At 33.4% G+C, this 19,332-nt stretch carries 11 protein-coding genes; 3 read left to right on the top strand and 8 right to left on the bottom strand.

Annotation, left to right across the window (positions count from 1 at the left end; all coding sequences use genetic code 11):
- Window positions 1-681: 681 nt before the first annotated feature.
- Window positions 682-1,710 (bottom strand): chlorophyll a/b binding light-harvesting protein, encoded by a 1,029-nt coding sequence (locus ACP6PK_RS21875; protein ID WP_426562622.1) that lies wholly within the window; start codon window positions 1,708-1,710, stop codon window positions 682-684.
- A gap of 1,664 nt (window positions 1,711-3,374) precedes the next feature.
- Between ACP6PK_RS21875 and ACP6PK_RS21870 the strand changes: the two genes are divergently transcribed.
- The gene (locus ACP6PK_RS21870; protein WP_426562620.1) at window positions 3,375-4,373 is read left to right on the top strand and encodes a glycosyltransferase family 2 protein; all 999 of its coding nucleotides are present in this window, start codon (window positions 3,375-3,377) and stop codon (window positions 4,371-4,373) included.
- 309 nt (window positions 4,374-4,682) lie between these two features.
- Here ACP6PK_RS21870 and ACP6PK_RS21865 read toward each other — a convergent pair whose 3' ends face one another.
- The 6 genes from ACP6PK_RS21865 to ACP6PK_RS21840 all read right to left on the bottom strand — a co-directional run bounded on the left by ACP6PK_RS21865 (window position 4,683) and on the right by ACP6PK_RS21840 (window position 16,315).
- Window positions 4,683-4,928, bottom strand: coding sequence for a hypothetical protein (locus ACP6PK_RS21865; RefSeq protein ID WP_094678553.1), 246 nt, complete (start codon window positions 4,926-4,928; stop codon window positions 4,683-4,685).
- A gap of 90 nt (window positions 4,929-5,018) precedes the next feature.
- The gene (locus ACP6PK_RS21860; protein ID WP_426562618.1) at window positions 5,019-7,517 is read right to left on the bottom strand and encodes a tetratricopeptide repeat protein; all 2,499 of its coding nucleotides are present in this window, start codon (window positions 7,515-7,517) and stop codon (window positions 5,019-5,021) included.
- An 89-nt stretch (window positions 7,518-7,606) separates the two neighbouring features.
- The gene (locus ACP6PK_RS21855) at window positions 7,607-9,643 is read right to left on the bottom strand and encodes a tetratricopeptide repeat protein (protein ID WP_426562616.1); all 2,037 of its coding nucleotides are present in this window, start codon (window positions 9,641-9,643) and stop codon (window positions 7,607-7,609) included.
- A 291-nt stretch (window positions 9,644-9,934) separates the two neighbouring features.
- Complete coding sequence (locus ACP6PK_RS21850; RefSeq protein WP_426562614.1) at window positions 9,935-11,980, bottom strand: tetratricopeptide repeat protein; 2,046 nt, start codon at window positions 11,978-11,980, stop codon at window positions 9,935-9,937.
- Between the two features lie 716 nt (window positions 11,981-12,696).
- Window positions 12,697-14,070, bottom strand: coding sequence for a tetratricopeptide repeat protein (locus ACP6PK_RS21845; protein WP_426562612.1), 1,374 nt, complete (start codon window positions 14,068-14,070; stop codon window positions 12,697-12,699).
- Between the two features lie 373 nt (window positions 14,071-14,443).
- Window positions 14,444-16,315, bottom strand: coding sequence for a tetratricopeptide repeat-containing sulfotransferase family protein (locus tag ACP6PK_RS21840; RefSeq protein WP_426562610.1), 1,872 nt, complete (start codon window positions 16,313-16,315; stop codon window positions 14,444-14,446).
- A 931-nt stretch (window positions 16,316-17,246) separates the two neighbouring features.
- On the opposite strand from ACP6PK_RS21840, the gene ACP6PK_RS21835 reads away from it, so the two are divergent.
- Window positions 17,247-18,065 (top strand): tetratricopeptide repeat protein, encoded by an 819-nt coding sequence (locus ACP6PK_RS21835; RefSeq protein WP_094670900.1) that lies wholly within the window; start codon window positions 17,247-17,249, stop codon window positions 18,063-18,065.
- A 14-nt stretch (window positions 18,066-18,079) separates the two neighbouring features.
- On the opposite strand, the gene ACP6PK_RS21830 is transcribed toward ACP6PK_RS21835, so the two are convergent.
- The gene (locus ACP6PK_RS21830; protein WP_426562607.1) at window positions 18,080-18,988 is read right to left on the bottom strand and encodes an MBL fold metallo-hydrolase; all 909 of its coding nucleotides are present in this window, start codon (window positions 18,986-18,988) and stop codon (window positions 18,080-18,082) included.
- 113 nt (window positions 18,989-19,101) lie between these two features.
- On the opposite strand from ACP6PK_RS21830, the gene ACP6PK_RS21825 reads away from it, so the two are divergent.
- A complete protein-coding gene (locus tag ACP6PK_RS21825) occupies window positions 19,102-19,224 on the top strand; it encodes a hypothetical protein (RefSeq protein WP_426562605.1) in 123 nt (40 codons plus the stop codon).
- Window positions 19,225-19,332 lie beyond the last annotated feature (108 nt).

Below are 19,332 nucleotides of genomic sequence, written 5' to 3'. Positions count from 1 at the left end.
CGCTAGGGAATAGGGAACAGCGGTGCGACCCCGCGTCGGCGTAAGACGCAAGGGAACGCGCACCAAGAGAGGGAACAGGGAACAGAAGACTGTAAAAGGGTTTTCCTACGGAATGCTGCGCAAACAGGATTTAAAAATGTCCTAACCTATTTGCGTAGTGCTATATTTATTGATACCCTAGGAAAATTTTGATAATTATTTGCAATAAGTTAAGAAAACAAAACTCTATATAATTTGATCTCCTGTTGATTAACTATATTGTGGAATAGCCTTCTGGGCTGTTTCCAGATTTAGGTGGAGGAACAAAAATTAAATAGGGATATAAAATAAACTTCTCTCAAATTCATCTCAGACTCCTTGTGATTCTTAGGCTAAAACTTTGTTTCTGGAGATGTCTAATCTTTTAGGTTGTTCTGCCATTTAACCCACCCTATAGTATTCTCATCAAGATAAATGAGAAAAATTTCTATTTACTATTTATATTTACTCATAAGTATAGTACGGTTGTCAAGCCCTAAAGCAAAATTATTTTAGTATAGCAATTTTTGGCTTCCCGAACCACCTGACGGGAGATTGGCTACAACCTCCCTACTATAAGCCTTCCAGAAATATAAACTGAGAGTTGGAATCTCAGAAATCAGATTCAAAAATTCCAACTCTCAAACATTTATCGGATTAAGATTATTCTCCTACACTATTCAAAGCATTTTCCACACGCTTAAAGTCAAAACCCATAGCTCGCAAAGCGTGCCAGAGATGACCTTGCAGGAAAAAGAATCCTAAGAAGAAATGAGCATTTGCCAACCAACAACGAGCAGTATGAGCGCCCAAAGGTAACTCTACACTGTCCGCAAAATAAGGAGTAATCCCCAACTTAATATCCAAAACTGGACCGTAAAACTCTACAGGATAAGCCAAAGTATTAACAGCACAGAAATAAGCCGCAACAAATCCTGCTAGAGCAATTCCACCTAGAGAATAAGAAAGAATTGCTTCACCAGAGAATATTAAGACCCGTTTTGCCCAAGGCAGGGGTTGAGTAATAATGTGCCAAACGCCACCTAAAACTAGAAGAAATCCCACATAAATGTGACCTCCAACTAAGTCTTCTAAACTATTAACAGTGGCAAAATGAGTTTGATATCCATATATTACTAATGGATCGAGAGTGGGATTTGTTACTAAATGAACTGTTTGAGTTGTCGCATCATAAAGCCCACCAAAATACATAGCTTTGGCTACTAATAATAAAGCACCAAATCCTAAGAAAAGTAGGTGATGACCTAAGATAATACCGAGTTTTTTAGGGTCATCCCATTCAAAGTGAAAGTTCTTCGCTCCACCTGTTGCATCACTTAAATTTTCTGGAGCTTTAAAGGTATGAAAAAGCGCTCCTGCACCTAATACTGCTGATGAAATTAGATGTACAACACCAATTACAAAATAGGGATAAGTATCTACAACTGCTCCACCTTTTCCGATACCTAAACCTAAAGTTGCTAGGTGAGGGAGTAAGATTAAACCCTGTTCTCCCATGGGTAAATCGGGGGAATATCGAGATATTTCAAACAGAGTAAATGCCCCTGCCCAAAAAGTAATTAGAGCTGCTTGACCTGCATGAGCAGATATGAATAAACCAGATAGTTTAGCGAAGCGAGCATTTCCAGCCCACCAATCGTATTTAACTTCTGGAGTACCATAAGTTTGCATGAAGTTTGGCCTCTTGGAATTATGGTCAATTGTTTTTTTAAGCAGTAAATACTAATTTTTATACAATAATTAGTAACTGCTTATATTTAACATAATTGTTGAAATAAATCAGAAAATCTGTATGATTAATTACTTTTTTTTGAAAACAAACTAGAAAAATAATTAATAAATTATTAATCTGATTATATTCAAGAAAATTTATAATGATTGGTCAGGAATAAAAATAGCTTAATAGCTATTATTTGTTACTAGCTTATAGGGCTGATATGCCCAAGATACAAGCTATATAGCAGTAATAATTTTGAGAAAATTATCTATTTTTAATCACCAAAAATTAGATGACAATTTAATGAAAAAATATTGCTAATAATAGCGATATTTTCTATCAAAAAAGTCAATATCTATGGCAGTTTTAGGGATAAAACTGCCTCAACATAGATTCTAATTTTCTAGAATTTTTAGTTGTGAGCTGATTCTATGGAGATTGTGATCGCTCATCTCAGCATCGATTTGATACTCAGTCCTATTCCGTATTGTGGAAATGAGTGGAATATTTTTCTTTGGTCGTTAATTGTGGTATCATACCTTTAATCAAAATACATATCTTTGGCCACTAATTTCTAGTGGTCATTTTTTTGTCTTCAGGTTTAAAAGTCCATTGCAAGTCCACAAATCAATAGTTTTCGATTTTGGAGCAAAAGATTAGAGATTAAAAAGCAGTCAGCACTCAGCACCTCAGCGGTCAGCATTAGGACTTTTTTTACGTCCTTGTCGGGGATTTTAACCCCGACAAGGGCCAACAGGTTTATAGAAACCGGGGATTTAACCCAAGGTCAAAAAGCTGATAACTGTTAACGCAGTTCCTCCGGAGGAGGCTAACTGTTAACGCAGTTCCTCCGATAGGAGGCTAACTGATAACTGAAATGACAGTTGTCATTGCTGTTGGCCTTGTAATCAAAAGTATATTACATACTTATTGCAACTAATATTCAATAATTTTCTGATTTTGTCAAGGGTATTTTGAGATGTTTTATCATTAATTTTTGCAACAAAGCCCATTCAAACCTTAAGAAATTACTAAATTTTAGGAAAAAACTTTTTTATATTGATAATAAGCATTATTAATGCAAATTTTTTTCGTAAAATCTCAAAAAAGTATTGACAAGTTTTATCATTAGGTTCATAATAATAATCACATTGCTTATGGTGTTCTTCTCTCTGGTAGGACAACGTATTATAGAAACTTTGAGTCCCTCAGTGATACTGATAATACCTCTCAGTTATACTGGAAAGCAATTAGGGACTCTTTTATTATTTTGATTATTTTGCCCCTCAACATTAGGCAAGTTTAAATTTATATATTAAGAAGGTATTGAGTGGAGGTAGCGAGTACAATAACTGTATAATCGGATTGCTGCAAATGAGCCTTCTTATTGCTACTCACTACAATTAATTTGGCGATCGTAGGAAAAAACTAGGTATAGCACTAGGCAAATATGTTAGGAAATTGGTAAAAGCTGAAAACTTTTTGCGATTGACTTTTATATGAGTGCCTTCTGCGTAGCAGTATATATTGATAGATTCTTATTCTGAATCAGACGTTGCGAAGTAGAATATAAGTAAAATACCTATAAATATATTTATATTCATCAGGAATAATTTTGATGTCAACTACTGCTACAACTCCACGGGTAAGTGTAATTATACCCGTATACAATTGCGATCGCTATATTAGTCAAGCCATAGAAAGCATTTTAGCCCAAACCTATCAATCTTATGAAATTATTGTGATTGATGATGGCTCCACAGACAATACCCGTTTGGCGCTACAACCTTATATTGAGAAGATTCGTTATGTATATCAAGAAAATCAAGGGGTTTCGGCTGCCCGGAATCATGGCATTGATTTGGCGCGGGGAGAATTAATCGCTTTTTTGGATGCGGATGATTTTTTCCTACCGGATAAACTAACTGCTCAAGTGGGAGTATTTGACGCGCAACCAAATTTAGGAATTGTTCACAGTGGGTGGCGCAGGGTGAATCAGCAGGGTGAAACTATTAAGGATGAGACACCTTGGAATTATGTGCCTAAGTTGGATTTGGAGGGGTGGTTGCGGTGGAAACCTATTGGCACAATGGGTACTTTGATGTTTCGGCGACAGTGGTTAAAACAGGTGGGGAGTTTTGAAGCAGGATTAGGTCAAGCGGAGGATGTAGACTTGGTGTTGCGTTTGGCTTTGCAGGGTTGTGAGGCTGACTGGTTGAGACAGTCTACTGTTTGTTATCGTCAACATGACCGAAATACTATGCGGGATGGAGTGTCTCAGGCGCGATCTATTAATCGGGTTTTGGATAAGTTTTTTGCCTCGGAGTCTCTACCTTTGGGGGTTAGGTTATTGGAAAAACAGGTGCGCTACAATACTTTGGTCTGGAGTTCGTGGTATTTGTACTATACAGGTTTTTATTCTGAGATGGTGGAGTATTTACAAAGGTCTTGGCAATATACTCCTTTTTTGCCTGTGGGAACGGTGATTAATTGGATTGAAAGTTTTACAGGCTTTTCTGAGAATATGGGGGATGATTTGGATGCTGATAAATTGGCGAAAACTCCTGAATGGCAACAGTTAATGGGTTGGGTGATTCGTAATAGTGGAGTTTCGTGAAATGTGGTAATTGCTAAGAGACTTTTATTGATTGGATTTTTACAATTAAGTATCAGCTATTAGCAATTAGTAAAGTACCTATTTTTTGCCACAGTTTCATATCAAATTCACTTAATTCGGTATAAAAAAAATTTTTTATCTTCAGCTATTAGTAAATCTTTCTAAATTCTCTTCTCTCCTGACTCCTGTACGGGTGATTTCGTTCCGAATGCTGTCGCAAAGGCGTTTGCGGAGCATGACCTTAGGAAATCACCCCTACCTGACTCCTAGATTAACCATCTAATTATACCGATGCTACCGGATTTGATATCACAGGTTTTTTGTTAAAAAGTAGAGCAGAGAAAAACCTCCGAAAAATATTAAAGGAACTGCTATCATTACAATTATTAAACCTAAAGGAACTCCAGAAGAAATTACATATACGAATACTGCTGTATAGGGAACTAATAAACCTATTCCAGCAAGAGTTAATTTTTTAGGAGTCCATTTAATATCTTTTTTTAGACCTTTAGTCAACATCTTTTCCTCTTTTCCTTTTAAAATTTTTCTTGTCATTAACTACTCCTTTAAGTAAAATTCACGAGATTGTTTAATTGTATCTATCTTTTATTGTAACTTTTCCATAAAACTGAAGCAAGTTCAGTATTATTTCCAGTTAAACTCCATTCCTAAATATTCTTCTAGTCTTTGATTATGAGGTTGAAAATATTCACTCAATTTCTGGCGCATCTCATCACTTATTGGTGAATAAGATCCTGGATTTAATTTTCTATATTCAGGCAGTTGATGTTCTGGTAATCCTAAAAATTTCCATACTTTTTTCATGGTCTTTACAGGTTTTTGATAAAGGTATTCTCCCTTTAAAATCAGTATTTGTTCTCTGGGAAATACTGCTAACCATTTATTGATAAATTCTACATAAATACCACGTCCTATATAGTTACCTGGTTGCTGCCAATAATTTTTTTCTCCTTGGGGTTTTTCGGGATTTTTGCTGAGTATTTCTAACTCGGAATTTATGGCTGTTTCAAAGGAGCGATATTCCCAATTTAACCTAATCCAATGATTGTATTGAGAGAAGGCTCGATCTACAGGATTTCTCAATATTACTAATAATTTTACTCCTGGAAAGACATTATATATTCGCTCGGCACTCTGATAATTTTCTAGATAGTTAGGAGTTGCTTCTCCGGTAATAAATTTTTCTGATTTAGGAATAGGAGGAAAGTGTGCGAGATACCAATTAATTCCTTTGTCAAAATCTCGATACCAAAAGTGAGTTTCTTTTTTAATTGCTGGTATTACCTGGGGATGTTGAGCAATATAATTTTCTAGTGAAGTTGTACCACTTTTTTGAGCGCCAATAATAATAAAGTTAGGACCATTCGTATTTTTTAAATCCCAATTTTTTTCAACAAAAGTAGGATGAGATTGGCGAGTTTTGTTGTAGGAAGCAGTTTGATAATTTTTGATTGCTGCATCTAAGTTTCCTGTTGCTGTGAGAATTTCTCCGAGGTTAACGTAACACCAAATATTTTCTGGGTTTTCTTGAGTGACTTTTTGAAAAAATTCCAATATTTGCTGTAGTTTTCCTTGTTTAATCAGAAAATTTAATAAATTAGAATAGAAGAAAAACCAGGGATATTCAGGTCTGATTTGAATTGCTTTTATATAAGCTTCGGCAGCTTGATTTAATCTCTGAAGTTTGAGTAATATATTCCCTAGTTTGTAGTGAGCTATAAATTTTTTGGGGTTTTTGTTAATAGTATTTTGGCAGTCAGTGAGTTCCTGGTCTAATTGATTTTTTTTGTTTTCTAGTTTGGTAAGTTTGCTGGTAATTTCTGGATGGTTTGGCTGTACCTGCAAACCTATATTATAAATGATTATCGCTGGATTAAATAGATTTTTTTGCCCTAATAAATTTCCGAGTTTTAAGTAAAATTCTGGAGCTTCTAGTTGAATTGATAATTCTTTGACGGGGGTAGGTTTCTGTTGTTGATAATTTTGAATAATCTGACAATAATAATTAATAGTTTCTTTGAGATTTGATTGAGATTGTTTTTCCAGAGTATATCCCAGTTGTTCATGGATACTTGGTAAATTTTGATTAATTTTAAAGGCATAAAGATAAGCTACTACTGCTTCATTCCATCTTTGGAGTTTAATGAATGTTTCTCCTAAACTGTAGTAAGACCAGAGAAAATCAGGATTGAGTTTAATAGCTTCATGGTAGGCGAGGATGGCTGCATCTAACTCTCCTTTTTGTTGGAAAATATTAGCTAATTTATGATGAACTACCCAAGTTTCTGGTTGTAATTCTATAGATTTTTGATAAGCGATAATTGCTTTATCTAATTTTTTTTGATTTACTAAAGCATCTCCGAGACAATGATAAGTAACAGCAGTTTGAGGATTTAGTTTAAGTGATTCTTGATAAGATAAAATTGCTTTTTCCCACTGCTGAGTATTGGCAAAAGCTTTACCTAAACTGTGATGAGACCAGGAAAATTTGGGGTTAAGTTTAATGGCTTTTTGATAACTTGATATAGCAGCTTGCCATTTTTCTTCTCGACTATAAATTTCTCCTAAATTATGATGTGCTTGGGAGAGGTTTGGGTTTAATTTAAGTGATTGTTCGTAACAGGCGATCGCTTCTTTTTTTTGGTTGTATGTTAATAGAGTTTTTGCCAATTTCAGATATTCTTGGTCTGTTGCTAATTCTGGTTTTAAAGTAAATGCTTTATATTTACAGGAAGCTGCTAATTCTGGTTTGTTTATCTGATGGTATATTTCTGCTAAAGCACGGTAAGCACTGGCAAAATTTGGTTCTAGTTTGGTGGCTGTTTGGTAGGAAGTAACAGCTTTATCCCACTGCTGTTGTTTGACATAAACACTCCCTAAATTAGCATGAGCTTCGGCAAAATCATGTTGTTTTTCTATTGCTTTTTTGTACCAAGTAATAGCTGAATCTAAAGCATCTATTTTTTCCATTATTTTCCCGATAGTATTGCTAACTGGTGCAAAATCTGGAACTAATTCTAAAGCTTGTAAACAAGTAGCATAAGCTTGATCAAAATCTCCTTTAGTTAGATAATATTCTGCTTGTTGGTTTAATTTCAATGCTGCTGTTTCTGGATTTTCCATGAACTTTACTGTTACTCCTACTCACCTTACTGATAATTATATCATTACTTTTATTCCTCTTCTTCCCTTCTAGATCTGAGCCAAGTAAATCAGATTATTTTTGTTAATTTCATTAAGTTTAGTAGTTTTTGTAAATTAACAAGAATATCTTTGTTAACTGGTTTACCAGAGAAGTTATCATCAAATTGCTCACCTATTAAGTGGTAATGTTCCAAACCACAAATATTACTAATTAGCCAATAGCACACAAGTATATATTCAGGAGCAAAAAATTCAATTATTTTAGTTCCAGGATTACAGAATAAAATGTTAGTTAATCCCGCACCATGAGGTGCTATTACTACTACGGCATTGGCTAAATATAATGCTTGTTCTTCTATTGAAAATGATTCTAATATAATGGTTTGAAAACCAAATTTTTCTAAGAGGTTAACAACTCCTTCTTCATTAACTACTCGTCGCTTTAATGCTCGACTACGACTTATATATATCCTCTCAGGATATAATGATGAACTGCTAATTTGTTGAGATAAAAATATATTTTTCAACGATTCACAAGCCCATTTTGTTGTTCTAAATCCAGAATTAACTGGAATTGATGGAACTATTAATCTATCAGTTTGGATATGAGGATAATTACAACTCTCTATAATTTTGTTTTGGGGAATCCCTAACTTTTTGATAGTTTCTTGGTGAAATCTTGTCTGAATTTTATTAACAATAAACTTATCTATACTCAATATATCTATACTGCTTTGATATAATAAAGATATCCTAGCAACCATATCAAACATCCAATGATAATAACCACCACCTCCAAATTTAACTGATAAAAATGCTACTGTTCCTTTTAACTTGTGAACGGGGGGTAATTTAGAGGAAGATATAATCAACCCACCATTACCAGAGGATATATCTTTCACTACTTTATTATCTGAAGTAATAACAACACTATTTAATTGATCTGCCCAAACTCTTGCTTCTGGTACAATTGCGATGAATTCTTCTGCTAATTCTACTAGCTTAATTTGAAAATTAGGATGAAGTTTTTTCTCTATATTTTGAGATGGTAATAAATCTATTTGATTAGGAGGGTGTATCTTAATTAGGTTTATTGTATTTATGGAATTAGAAGTAACTTCCCAATCTCCTGTTAATTTACAAAATTTCTCCAATATATCCTTTGATAATTGTTTATGCACTTTACATTTAACCGCAGCACTTAGATACTTTTGTTGTTCTAAAAGTTCGGCTATTTTAAAGTAGGTATCCCTATGATCAGCTTTAATTTGTAAAGCTCCAATTAAACAAGCGATCGCCTCCTCTAAAAGACCTTGTTTTTGTAAAGCTTCTCCAAGTTTTATGTAAAATAAATGGTTATTAGGATTTAATTCTATAGCGCGATTATAAAAAATAGTAGCTTGCTGATATTGTTGTTTTTGTGTCAGTGCTTCCCCTAAGTTGAAGTGTAATCTAGGATTGTTTGGCCTGATTTTTATTCCTTGTCTGTAAACTGTTATTGCTCTATCTAACTCCCCTTTTTGAATTACAGTATTTCCAAGTTTGTTGTATGCTGCTGATAATTCTTTGTCTAATTTTATTGCTTGGTTGTAACAAGCGATCGCCTCTTCTAATTTGCCTAATTCTAATAACTTATTTCCTAGATTTAACGATTCTTTTGCTGTAGCTAATGTTGGCTCCAAAATAAGAGCTTGATATCTGTATTCTGTTACTAAATGCTCTTTTCCTAAACACTGGCATATTTTAGCCAAGTTTCGATAAAAACCTGCAAAATTAGGTTTAATGCTAATAGCTTTTTCATAATATTTGATGGCTTGTTCCCATTGCTTTTGTCTAGCACTTATGCTACCTAGATTTGCATAAGATTCTGCTAAATTATGATTTTCTTCAATAGCTTTTAGATAGCAGTTCTTAGCTGATTCCAACTTACCCATTTTTTGCATAATATTACCTAGAGTATTATGAATTTCTCCACAGTTGGGTAATATTTCTAGAGCTTTTAAACAAGTAGCATAAGCTGCATCTAACTTTCCTTGAGATAAATATATTTCTGCTGTTTTGGATAAATTAAATGCAGCATTTTCTTGATTGAAAACCTCAGACATATTTTTCCTGACTCTTAATTTAATTTGCTTGACTGGAAGGAAAAAGGAAGATACTTTTTGTTTAATTCTCTACTAAAGCTGACTGTTGAATAGACTTCAATAAAGAATAAATTTTACCTCCTATTAATTACCTTCTGACTTATTTGAAAAAAGCGGTCAGCACTCAGCAATCAGTCAAATTATTTTTTTACGTTTTAGAAGATTAAACAATTCTTTATAGAAGTAGGGGATTTTAACCCAGAGCGTCTCAAGGTTGACCGCTGAATGCTAAAAGCTGATAGCTAGTTAAGATTACCAATTAAACTTAATACCAAGATATTCCTCTAATCTATGATTATAGGGTTGAAAATATTCACTCAATCTTTGACGATAAGACTGATTAATTGGGTGATAAGAACCAGCATTAAACTTTCTATATTTTTGCAGTTGATGTTCTGGTAAACCCAAGAAATCAAAAACTTGCTTCATAGTAGTAGTAGGTTTTTCATAAAGGTCTTCTCCTTTCAAAATTATAAATTGTTCTCTAGGGAATATTTCCATCCATTTCTTGATAAATTCTAAATAAACACCTCTACCTATATAATTTCCAGGTTGTTGCCGCCAATAATTCTGATTGCCTTGAGGTTTATCTGGATCTTTTAAAAGCATTTCCAATTCTGAATCTATAGCTTTTTCAAAAGAGCGTTCTTCTCTTTTTATTCTCACCCAATGATAATATTGAGAAACTGCTCTATCTATAGGATTTCTAAGAATTATCAATAATTTTACATCAGGAAATACATTATATATTCGTTTTGCAGAATCATAATATTCCAGATAATTAGGAGTAGCTTCACCAGTAATAAAATTTTGTGACTTGGGAATAGGAGGAAAATGTGCAAGATACCAATTAATTCCTTTACTAAAATCTCTATACCAAAAATGGGTTTCTTTCTTAATAGCTGGTAAAACTTGGGGATGTTGACTAATGTAATTTGCTAAAGAAGTCGTACCACTCTTTTGAGCACCAATAATAATAAAGTTAGGTCTCCTAGTATTTTGAGAATTCCAGTTTTGTTCAACAAATGTTGGATAAGATTGACGAATTTTATTATAACAAGCAGTTTGATAGCAGGTAATTGCTACTTCAATATTTCCTATTTCTGTAAAAATTTCTCCTAGATTAAGATGGCATAAAAAACTATTTGGCTCCTTCTTAATAGCATCCTGATATATATTTAATACCTCCTCAAGCAGATTTTTAAGTAGGTATTTCCATAATAAATTATTGTTTATCCAAGGATGATTTGGTTTCAGTTTAACTGCTTCTAAGTAAGCATTAATAGCTTCTTCTTTCTGATTATTTTGCGATAAAGCATTAGCTAAGTTGTAAAATCCATTAGAAAAATTTGGATTAATAATAGTTACTTTGCGGTAAGCATAAATTGCTTTATCCCATTCTTGTTTTTTAATATATATATTACCTAAGCTGTAGTAACCCCAAAAGAAATTTGGGTTGATTTCTATAGCTTTTTCGTAACATATTATCCCTTTCTCTACCTCACCTTTCTTTTGCCAAGCATCTCCTAATTTTTTGTGAAATAAATGATTATCTGGTTTCAATTCTATAGCACGACTATAAGCTGATATTGCTAAATCATATTCTTTTTTTTCTTGCCAAACTTCTCCTAATAAGTAGTAACATCTAGGATTTTTAGGAGTTAGTTTTATTCCCTGATTTAAAACATCTAACGCTGACTCTATTTCACCCTTTTGAGTCAGCACTTCTCCTAACTTTTGATATGAATCTGATAAATTTGGTTGTAGCTTAATGGCATGACGATAACAGTTAATTGCTGCTTCAATCTGACCTAATTCTAATAATTTATTTCCTAAATTAAAGTGTTCTTGAGCTGTAGCTGATTCTGGTTCTAAAATCAGTGCTTGATAAGTACATTCTGTGGCTAATTCTTCTTTGTCAATGCACTGCCAGACTTTGGCTAAATTCCGATAAACTCCTGCTAAATCTGGTTTAATATAGAGAGCTTTTTGATAATAAAAAATTGCTTTTTCCCAGTTCTGTTGTTTAGCATACATACTACCAAGGTTAGCATGAGCCTCAGCAAAATCTGGTAGTATTTTTATAGCTTTATTGTAGTAATTTATTGCTGCTTCTAAATCACCTTTGGCTTGCAAAATATCCCCTATAGTTTTACAAGCTGGTGCAAATTCTGGTTGGCTATTTAATGCTTTTAAACAAGCTGCATAAGCTTCATCTAATTTTCCTTGGGCTAAACTAGCTTCTGCTAGTTGATTAAAATTAATAGCTACTGTTTCTATTTTTTGATTATTAGACATATTATTTCAGTTATCAGTTATCAGTTATCAGTTATCAGTAGCTCCTGAAATAGGAAGGCTTGAAATACTGAATTTTCTTTTTTTATCCCCTTGTAGTAGCGATAATTGATCCGCAGCTAAGGGGGGGTTAATACCATTTATGAAAAACTTTTCTACATTTTGTTGAGTAGGGTAGTGTAGAGACATTGCATGCAACGTCTGTACGGGAGAAGTAAAAATAAGAATAATTAACATTAACTTGACTCAAATTAGCACAAAAGTGATGATGTTTGTTTTAATTAGTTAATAACTGAAGTATTACGCAAGTATGGCGTTAATGCATGGGAATTGGTATATAGCGCTACTTGAATCGGGAATAGGGAACAGGGAACAGGGAACAGCAGACTATCAAACTGTTTCAGGGTTTAGAAATGTCCTAACCTTTGCTTCGACTGCTATAAAACCTAATTTTCTAGTCATGTTTGATTTTTTCCAATAAGAAAGTTTATATCTTATCCAATAAAATTTTCAACATTTGCGGAGCAAGAAGTGAGAGAAGATTAAACAAATATTATTTATTATATTTATTATTAAGATACTGCTACATTGATTTTTTTAGTAGTTAGATAAATAATATTCAAGAATTTTTTCTAATTTCTCTCTACATCTGACTTCAAAACCCTCTCTCACTATCAATTTTAATATTAGTTCTTGGTAAAGCATAGATAATAAATTAGTCAGTAAATTGATTTTCTTATTTCATATTCTAACTCCTGTTTATTTCTACATTTTTCTGCTGCTTCGTGGTCACCTAGCTGCTCAAAAATATAGGCTATTTTGTGGTAAGCTTTATCATATTCTGGTTTAATTTGTATTGCTTGTCTGAAACATTCGATAGCATCAGACCATTTTTTTTGTTGAATATACAATTGTCCTAATGATGCGTATAACCAACAGGATTTAGAATTAATTTCTATAGCTTTTTGATAACTAATAACAGACTCATCTAATTTTCCTATATTTTGTAAAGCATTTCCTAATCTGAAATGAAATAAATAGTTATCTGCTTTTAACTCTATCGCTTGATGATAGGCTTTAATTGCTGGATGCCATTTTTTTTGTTTACTTAGTGCTTCCCCCAATTTGTAGTGAAATCTTGCTAAATTAGGATTTACTTTGATACCTCTACGGTAGATAATAACTGCTTTATTTATTTCCTCTTGCTTGACAAATATTTCTCCGATTTTACAGTAAGCATCCCAAATATTAGGATGATTTTTAATTAGTTTACGATAATAAGTAAGTGCTAGATTTAAATTTCCTTTTTCATACAAAATATCTGCTAAATGTTTCTGAGACCAAGGAAATTTTGGATTAAGTTCTATAGCACGTTCAAATGCCTCTACCGCATCATTTAATTTACCTATTTCTCGGAAAATTTTTCCTAGTTTATGGGAAATTAACCAATTTTCAGGTAAGAGTTCAATTAAACTTTGATAACAATTGATAGCCTCCTTTAATTTCCCATGACCAACTAAAACTTCTGCTAATTTAGAGTAGGCTTCCGATAAACTAGGATTTAATTCTATAGCCTCACGATAATAAGCTATCGCCTCTTCCATTTTACCTTCATCAAACAGAATATTTCCTTGATTTACCTTTTGTAAAGCTGTTTTTTCTGATTCTATTTTTTGTGCTTGAAACCAATATTTTTTTGCCAAACTTAAATCTCCTAACTGTTGGCAAACCCGAGATAAATTACGATAAACACCAGCCAAATCAGGTTTTAATTCAATAGCTTTTTCATAACAAGCTATAGCTGGCTTCCACTCTTTTTGTTTAGCATATAAACTCCCAATATTTGTGTAAACCTCTGCCCAATTTGGTTGTTGTATAATTGCTTGTGCATACCAATTTATTGCTTCATCTAACTTTCCCATAGCCTGCAATATATTTCCCATACTTTTGCAAGCTAAAGGATAGAAAGGTAATATTTCTAGAGCTTTTTCACAAGCAAAAAAAGCATCTTCTAATTTTTCTGCTTCTAAATAAGACTCTGCTTCTTGACATAAACTAAAAGCTGACATTTCTGGAGTTAAATTTGAATACATATAGCAATCCTATTTGAATTGTGTAACAAAAATATAGTCTTTTTAGGGAATGGGGAATAGTTTAGTATGTTTTTATCTACTTTTGCATTTTATACAAATCATTTCATACTGCTATATTTATTTTTTAAAAGTAAGGAAAAAGGAGAAAGTAAGAATAATTGCTAAATGTTGTTGGCACAGCATTGACCTCGGAAAAACTCACTTATAAATTACTTCTAACTTCTGAATTATAATACCATTTCTCTGTAACAATGCCCTGAATAATTCTTACCCAAACCTGAATTTTACCAATAGCTGTTATCTGTTATTAAGCGCAACTTCATGGATAAATGGTATAAATTTTAAATTCTCAATTCTCAATTCTGAATTCTGATTACTCCCAATTAAATTTCATTCCTAAATATTCTTCTAGTCTGTAATTATGAAATCGGAAATAATTACTTAAACTCCTACGCATTAATGGGTCTATTTGTGAATAATTTCCAGGATTATAATTCTTATACTCTAATAGTTCATATTCTGGCAAATCTAAAAAATTTAAAACTTGCTGCAAAACTGCGTTTGGATTTGTATAAAAGTCTTCACTTTTCAAAATTAGGAATTGTTCCCTTGAGAATAAACTCATCCATTCCTGTAAAAATTCAACATATACTCCCTTTGCTAAATAATTCTGTTCTCCCATCCAATAATTAACATTTTCTGGAGCCTTGATTAGCTTATCTAAATCTGATTCAATTGCCTCTTCTAAAGATCGGTTTTCCCAGGTAAATCTTCTCCAGGTATAATATTGGGATATGGCTCTATCTACAGGATTTCTCAAAAGTATAATCAGCTTAATTTTTGGAAAAAATTGATAAATTCTCCTAGCAGCATCAGGATGATTAAAATAACTAGGACTAGCTTCCCCAGTCAATAAATTTTTTCCCTCTGGAATTACTGGAAAATGAGCTAAATACCAATTAATTGACTGATTAAATTTCCAAGACCAAAAATCCATTTCCTTTTTAAGAGGAGATATAATTTGTGGGTGTTGAGTCAGATAACCATAAAGGGAAGTAGTACCTCCTTTTTGCACTCCAATAATTATAAAATTAGGTCTTTGCGCTGCTTCTAAATTCGAGGGTTGAGACACCAAGTCAGGGTAAAATTTCTTAGTTTGCTGATAACAAGCAGTTTGATAATAAGGTATAGCTTCCTCAATTTTACCCAAACGAGTTAGAGCTTCTCCTATATTCAAGTAAGAAGAAAAAGAGTCGGGATGAGCTTTCTGAAATATCTGGAAAAAAGTTAGTATTTCTGTTAGTTTATATTCCTTCGTAAAAGCTTCCCATATATTGTAATAAAACCACCAATGAACATCCGGTTTAATCTCAATACCTTGACGGTAAGCTCTAACTGCTTCCTCCCATTTGTGTTGTCTAGTTAGGGCAATACCTAAATTGTAGTAAGACCTACTATTTGGGTTTAATTCTATTTCTTTTCTGATTTCTAAAGTTTCTCTTTCTAACTGATTTTTTTTCTCTAATACTTGCTGTAGTTTTTCAGAAATCTCTAGGTCATCATGATTAGACTCTAGAGCTATTTTATAAAAAATAATTGCTCCGTTAATTTTATTAGCTTGAGCTAAACCATCTGCTACTTGTACAGATAAATTAGGATTCTTTTGTAAAAGTTGCAGTGATTTATTGTCAAGATAATATTCATTCAGGTGTTGAATAACTTGGCGGTAGTCCTTAATTTCTACATCTAAATTTGACTGATATTTTTCTTCTATAGCATCTCCTAATTTGCTATAAATTCCTGGTATATCTGGCTGCAATTTTGTTACATAAAGATAGTTATATATAGCTTCATCCCATTTTTGTAATTCTATTAAGGCATTGCCTAAATTGTAGTAAGACCAAGGAAAATTAGGATCTATTTTAATTGCATTTTTATAACCATTAATCGCCTCTTCCCACTTTTGTAATTTGCTTAAAGCATTTCCTAAATTATAATAAGACCAATAAAAATTCTGATTTAATTCAATAGCGCGGTAGTAATTATTGATAGCATTATCCCAATTTTCTTGTTCATATAAAGCTTGCGCTAAGTGATAGTAATACCAAGAAAAATTGGGTTTTAGCACAATAGCTTGCTGGTAATTTTCAATTGCTAAATCCCATCTTTTCTCTTGAGCATATATGCTGGCAAGGTTGGCATATTCTTCAGGGGTATTCAAATTAAAATTATTTCTTGATGACATTTTTTATGTGAGATTTATCAATATCTATTGATAACAGTATATTTTTTGATTAGGATAAGAAATTTAAGTTGAAAGGGAATAGGAAATAGAGAACAGAAGGATGTTTTATACTATCGATCAAAAATAATGCTATATTTTACAGCGCTGTAGGTGTGTATCTAATACTAAGTTTTATTGGCAGGAAATACCCCCTCTTTCAGACTCATTTCTGACTACTCTTGAGTCCTGAATTCTTACTCCTAACTCCTCACTCCCAACCTTGTGATGAGGAGATAGAGAGATGGCAATTAAATATAGCATTACTTTATTATTAAGAAATAGTATTATAGCGTTTCCCAAGAAGCGTGAAGTACAGTTATCTTTTTATCTTTTCATTATTCCCTATTCCCTATTCCCTATTCCCTATTCCCTATTCCCTGTTCCCTATTCCCTGTTCGCTGTTCCCTCAAAGCTAGAATTTTGTACCTCACCATTATGAGAACTGCTATATACTAAATCCGGTTTAGAAAGAACCAATATTTATCAAGGTAAAGCAGAAGGGAGATGACAGATAACAGATGGCAGATGACTTAGAGAGGAATTTAGAAAACCGACTTTTGATAACCGAATTTGGTATTATTTATAATTATTCAAATGGACATGATATTTTTTGTAAAATTCTCCGAGCAAATTGCTCATTTCATTACTGTTATGATTTTTTTTCTTAAAAATAAATAATTATATATTTATTATGTACAATTATCAGACAAATTAATCTTTTTTTTATCAGCACTAAAACTCATAGCTAAATTTGTTCATTCTTAATTTACAACCCCGCCCTTAAGAGCGAGGTCTTTAAAAAAATCGAAAAATTTAACTTCATATTGCCAAAAATTTGCTGGAGTCCGACATAATAGTTAATAACACAACATATTCTAATTCTAAGAATTCAATGGGCATCTCTATAGAAGTTGACAATACAAACTTTGCTACCGAAGTCTTAAAAAATTCCCACAAAAAACCAGTTTTAGTAGACTTCTACGCTACTTGGTGCGGTCCATGTAAAATGCTAAAACCAATCTTAGAAAAATTGGTTCAAGAATATGACTTTATCCTAGCCAAAGTTGATGTCGATCAGAGTCCAGACTTAGCTCAAAGTTATGGTATAGAAGGAGTACCAGATGTAAGAGTCGTAACTCAAGGAGAAGTTAAACCAGGTTTTGTGGGAGTTCTCTCAGAACCAAAACTAAGAAATTTTCTAGGGGAACTTAATCTTCACTCAGAACTAGAAATAGATATAGAAGAACTACAAAATCTAACAAAATCTGGTCAATTTGAACAAGCAAAAAATATTTTAGATCGGCTCTTTCACAAATATCCTAATAATGTTACTATCATCATAGAAGCTGCCAAGTTTCTAGTAAAATTAAATCAGTTAAAAGATGCAGAAAAGCTGATTGAAACTATTGGGGAGAATAACCGGGAATTTTATCCCCAAGTACAGACAGTAAAAGCATTAATTCACTTTAAACAGGAATCAGAAAATCCTGGTGAGAGTGAAATAGATCAAACTTATGCAAAAGCCTGTAATCTTACATTATCAGATCACTATGAACAAGCCCTGGAATTATTTTTAGATATAGTTAAAGGGAATCGTAAATATAAAGATGACGGCGCACGCAAAGCAATATTAGCAATATTTAACATCTTGGGAGATGACCATCCTATAAGTAAGGAATATCGTAAGCAGTTATTACTAAGTCTGTACTAAACTAATTTCCCATCTTAAATCCCTACTGGCAGAACTAAACCTTCTCTGGCCATGACTGCCAGAGGAAAAGCTACTTTGACCTTTTCCGCCATCCGATCCAGAAAATCATCACTATGAGTTGGTTCATGGTGAAAAATTACCACTCGCTTCACCCCAGCAGTTTCAGCAACCTTAATTGCTTCCTGCCAAGTCGAATGTCCCCAACCAACCTTGGGCGACTGGGGATTATGATACTCATCATCAGTGTACATAGCATCATAGATTAGTACATCAGCATCCCGTGCCAAATTCACTACACTTTCATCCAAACCATCAGGAAAATGCTCCGTATCAGAACAATAAACCACACTCCTTCCATTCCATGTCACCCTATATCCCATTGCCGTATTAGGATGATTTAGGGAACCAGTCTCAATCTCTATACCATGAAGCATCATTTTTTGCCCATGCTGGAGTTCATAAAATCGCAAGTCTGCCTGCATACCTGTGAGTGGCACAGGAGAGTTATAATGTAATACCCTATCTATAAAATGCTGTTTCATTGACTCCCCTTCTGGAGGAATTGCCCCATAGATATGAAAACAATTTCCTGGAGTAAAAGCAGGAGCGAACAATGGGAAACCTTGAATATGGTCCCAATGATAATGAGTAAAAAATATATAAGCTTCTACTGGGGTTTCCTGCATTAATTCTTTTCCTAGTTCTCGCATCCCAGTACCTCCATCAAATATCAAACGCTTACCAGCTATTTGCATTTCTATGCAGGAAGTATTTCCACCATATCTAACAGTATCTTTTCCTGGAGTCGGAACACTACCTCGTACTCCCCAGAACTTAACTACAAAGTCCTCTAGATTTTCAGATAAGTTAGGAGAATTAATATTATCTTGGGTTACCACTACAGAAGAAAGTTTAGTTTCCATATAAATTTTCTTACCGAAAAATAAAGGTATAAAGCCTCTCCTTTTAAGGAGAAAAAACGGTCGTTAACGGAGCATGACCTAGGATGGGATGGTGTTTCGGCGCTTGAGCCGACATGAAAAGCGTTAGCGTTAGCGCAGTTCCTCTGCAAGAGGCAGTTCCTCTGCAAGAGGCAGTTCCTCTGCAAGAGGCAGTTCCTCTGCAAGAGGCAGCTCCTCTGCAAGAGCGGGAAACCTAGCCATATCCAATCGACTAAGAGAAAAGAAATAATATTTTCTTAATTCAATTCCCTTACGGTTTTAACCAGAGGTAATTATCAATTATCAATTATCAATTATCAATTATC

Source organism: Dapis hubbardiae BLCC-M172 (genome assembly GCF_050016015.1).
Taxonomy (GTDB): Bacteria; Cyanobacteriota; Cyanobacteriia; order Cyanobacteriales; family Microcoleaceae; genus Trichodesmium.
The sequence above is the reverse complement of the archived record's forward strand: the minus strand, read 5'-3'. Positions and strand labels throughout refer to the sequence as shown.

Bases quoted from the DNA above. Each gene is read 5' to 3' on its own strand.
- ACP6PK_RS21850 (WP_426562614.1), bottom strand. From the start codon at position 11,980: ATGTCTAATAATCAAAAAATAGAAACAGTAGCTATTAATTTTAATCAA.
- ACP6PK_RS21840 (WP_426562610.1), bottom strand. From the start codon at position 16,315: ATGTCATCAAGAAATAATTTTAATTTGAATACCCCTGAAGAATATGCC.
- ACP6PK_RS21855 (WP_426562616.1), bottom strand. From the start codon at position 9,643: ATGTCTGAGGTTTTCAATCAAGAAAATGCTGCATTTAATTTATCCAAA.
- ACP6PK_RS21865 (WP_094678553.1), bottom strand. From the start codon at position 4,928: ATGACAAGAAAAATTTTAAAAGGAAAAGAGGAAAAGATGTTGACTAAA.
- ACP6PK_RS21835 (WP_094670900.1), top strand. From the start codon at position 17,247: ATGGGCATCTCTATAGAAGTTGACAATACAAACTTTGCTACCGAAGTC.
- ACP6PK_RS21845 (WP_426562612.1), bottom strand. From the start codon at position 14,070: ATGTATTCAAATTTAACTCCAGAAATGTCAGCTTTTAGTTTATGTCAA.
- ACP6PK_RS21870 (WP_426562620.1), top strand. From the start codon at position 3,375: ATGTCAACTACTGCTACAACTCCACGGGTAAGTGTAATTATACCCGTA.
- ACP6PK_RS21875 (WP_426562622.1), bottom strand. From the start codon at position 1,710: ATGCAAACTTATGGTACTCCAGAAGTTAAATACGATTGGTGGGCTGGA.
- ACP6PK_RS21860 (WP_426562618.1), bottom strand. From the start codon at position 7,517: ATGGAAAATCCAGAAACAGCAGCATTGAAATTAAACCAACAAGCAGAA.
- ACP6PK_RS21830 (WP_426562607.1), bottom strand. From the start codon at position 18,988: ATGGAAACTAAACTTTCTTCTGTAGTGGTAACCCAAGATAATATTAAT.
- ACP6PK_RS21825 (WP_426562605.1), top strand. From the start codon at position 19,102: ATGAAAAGCGTTAGCGTTAGCGCAGTTCCTCTGCAAGAGGCAGTTCCT.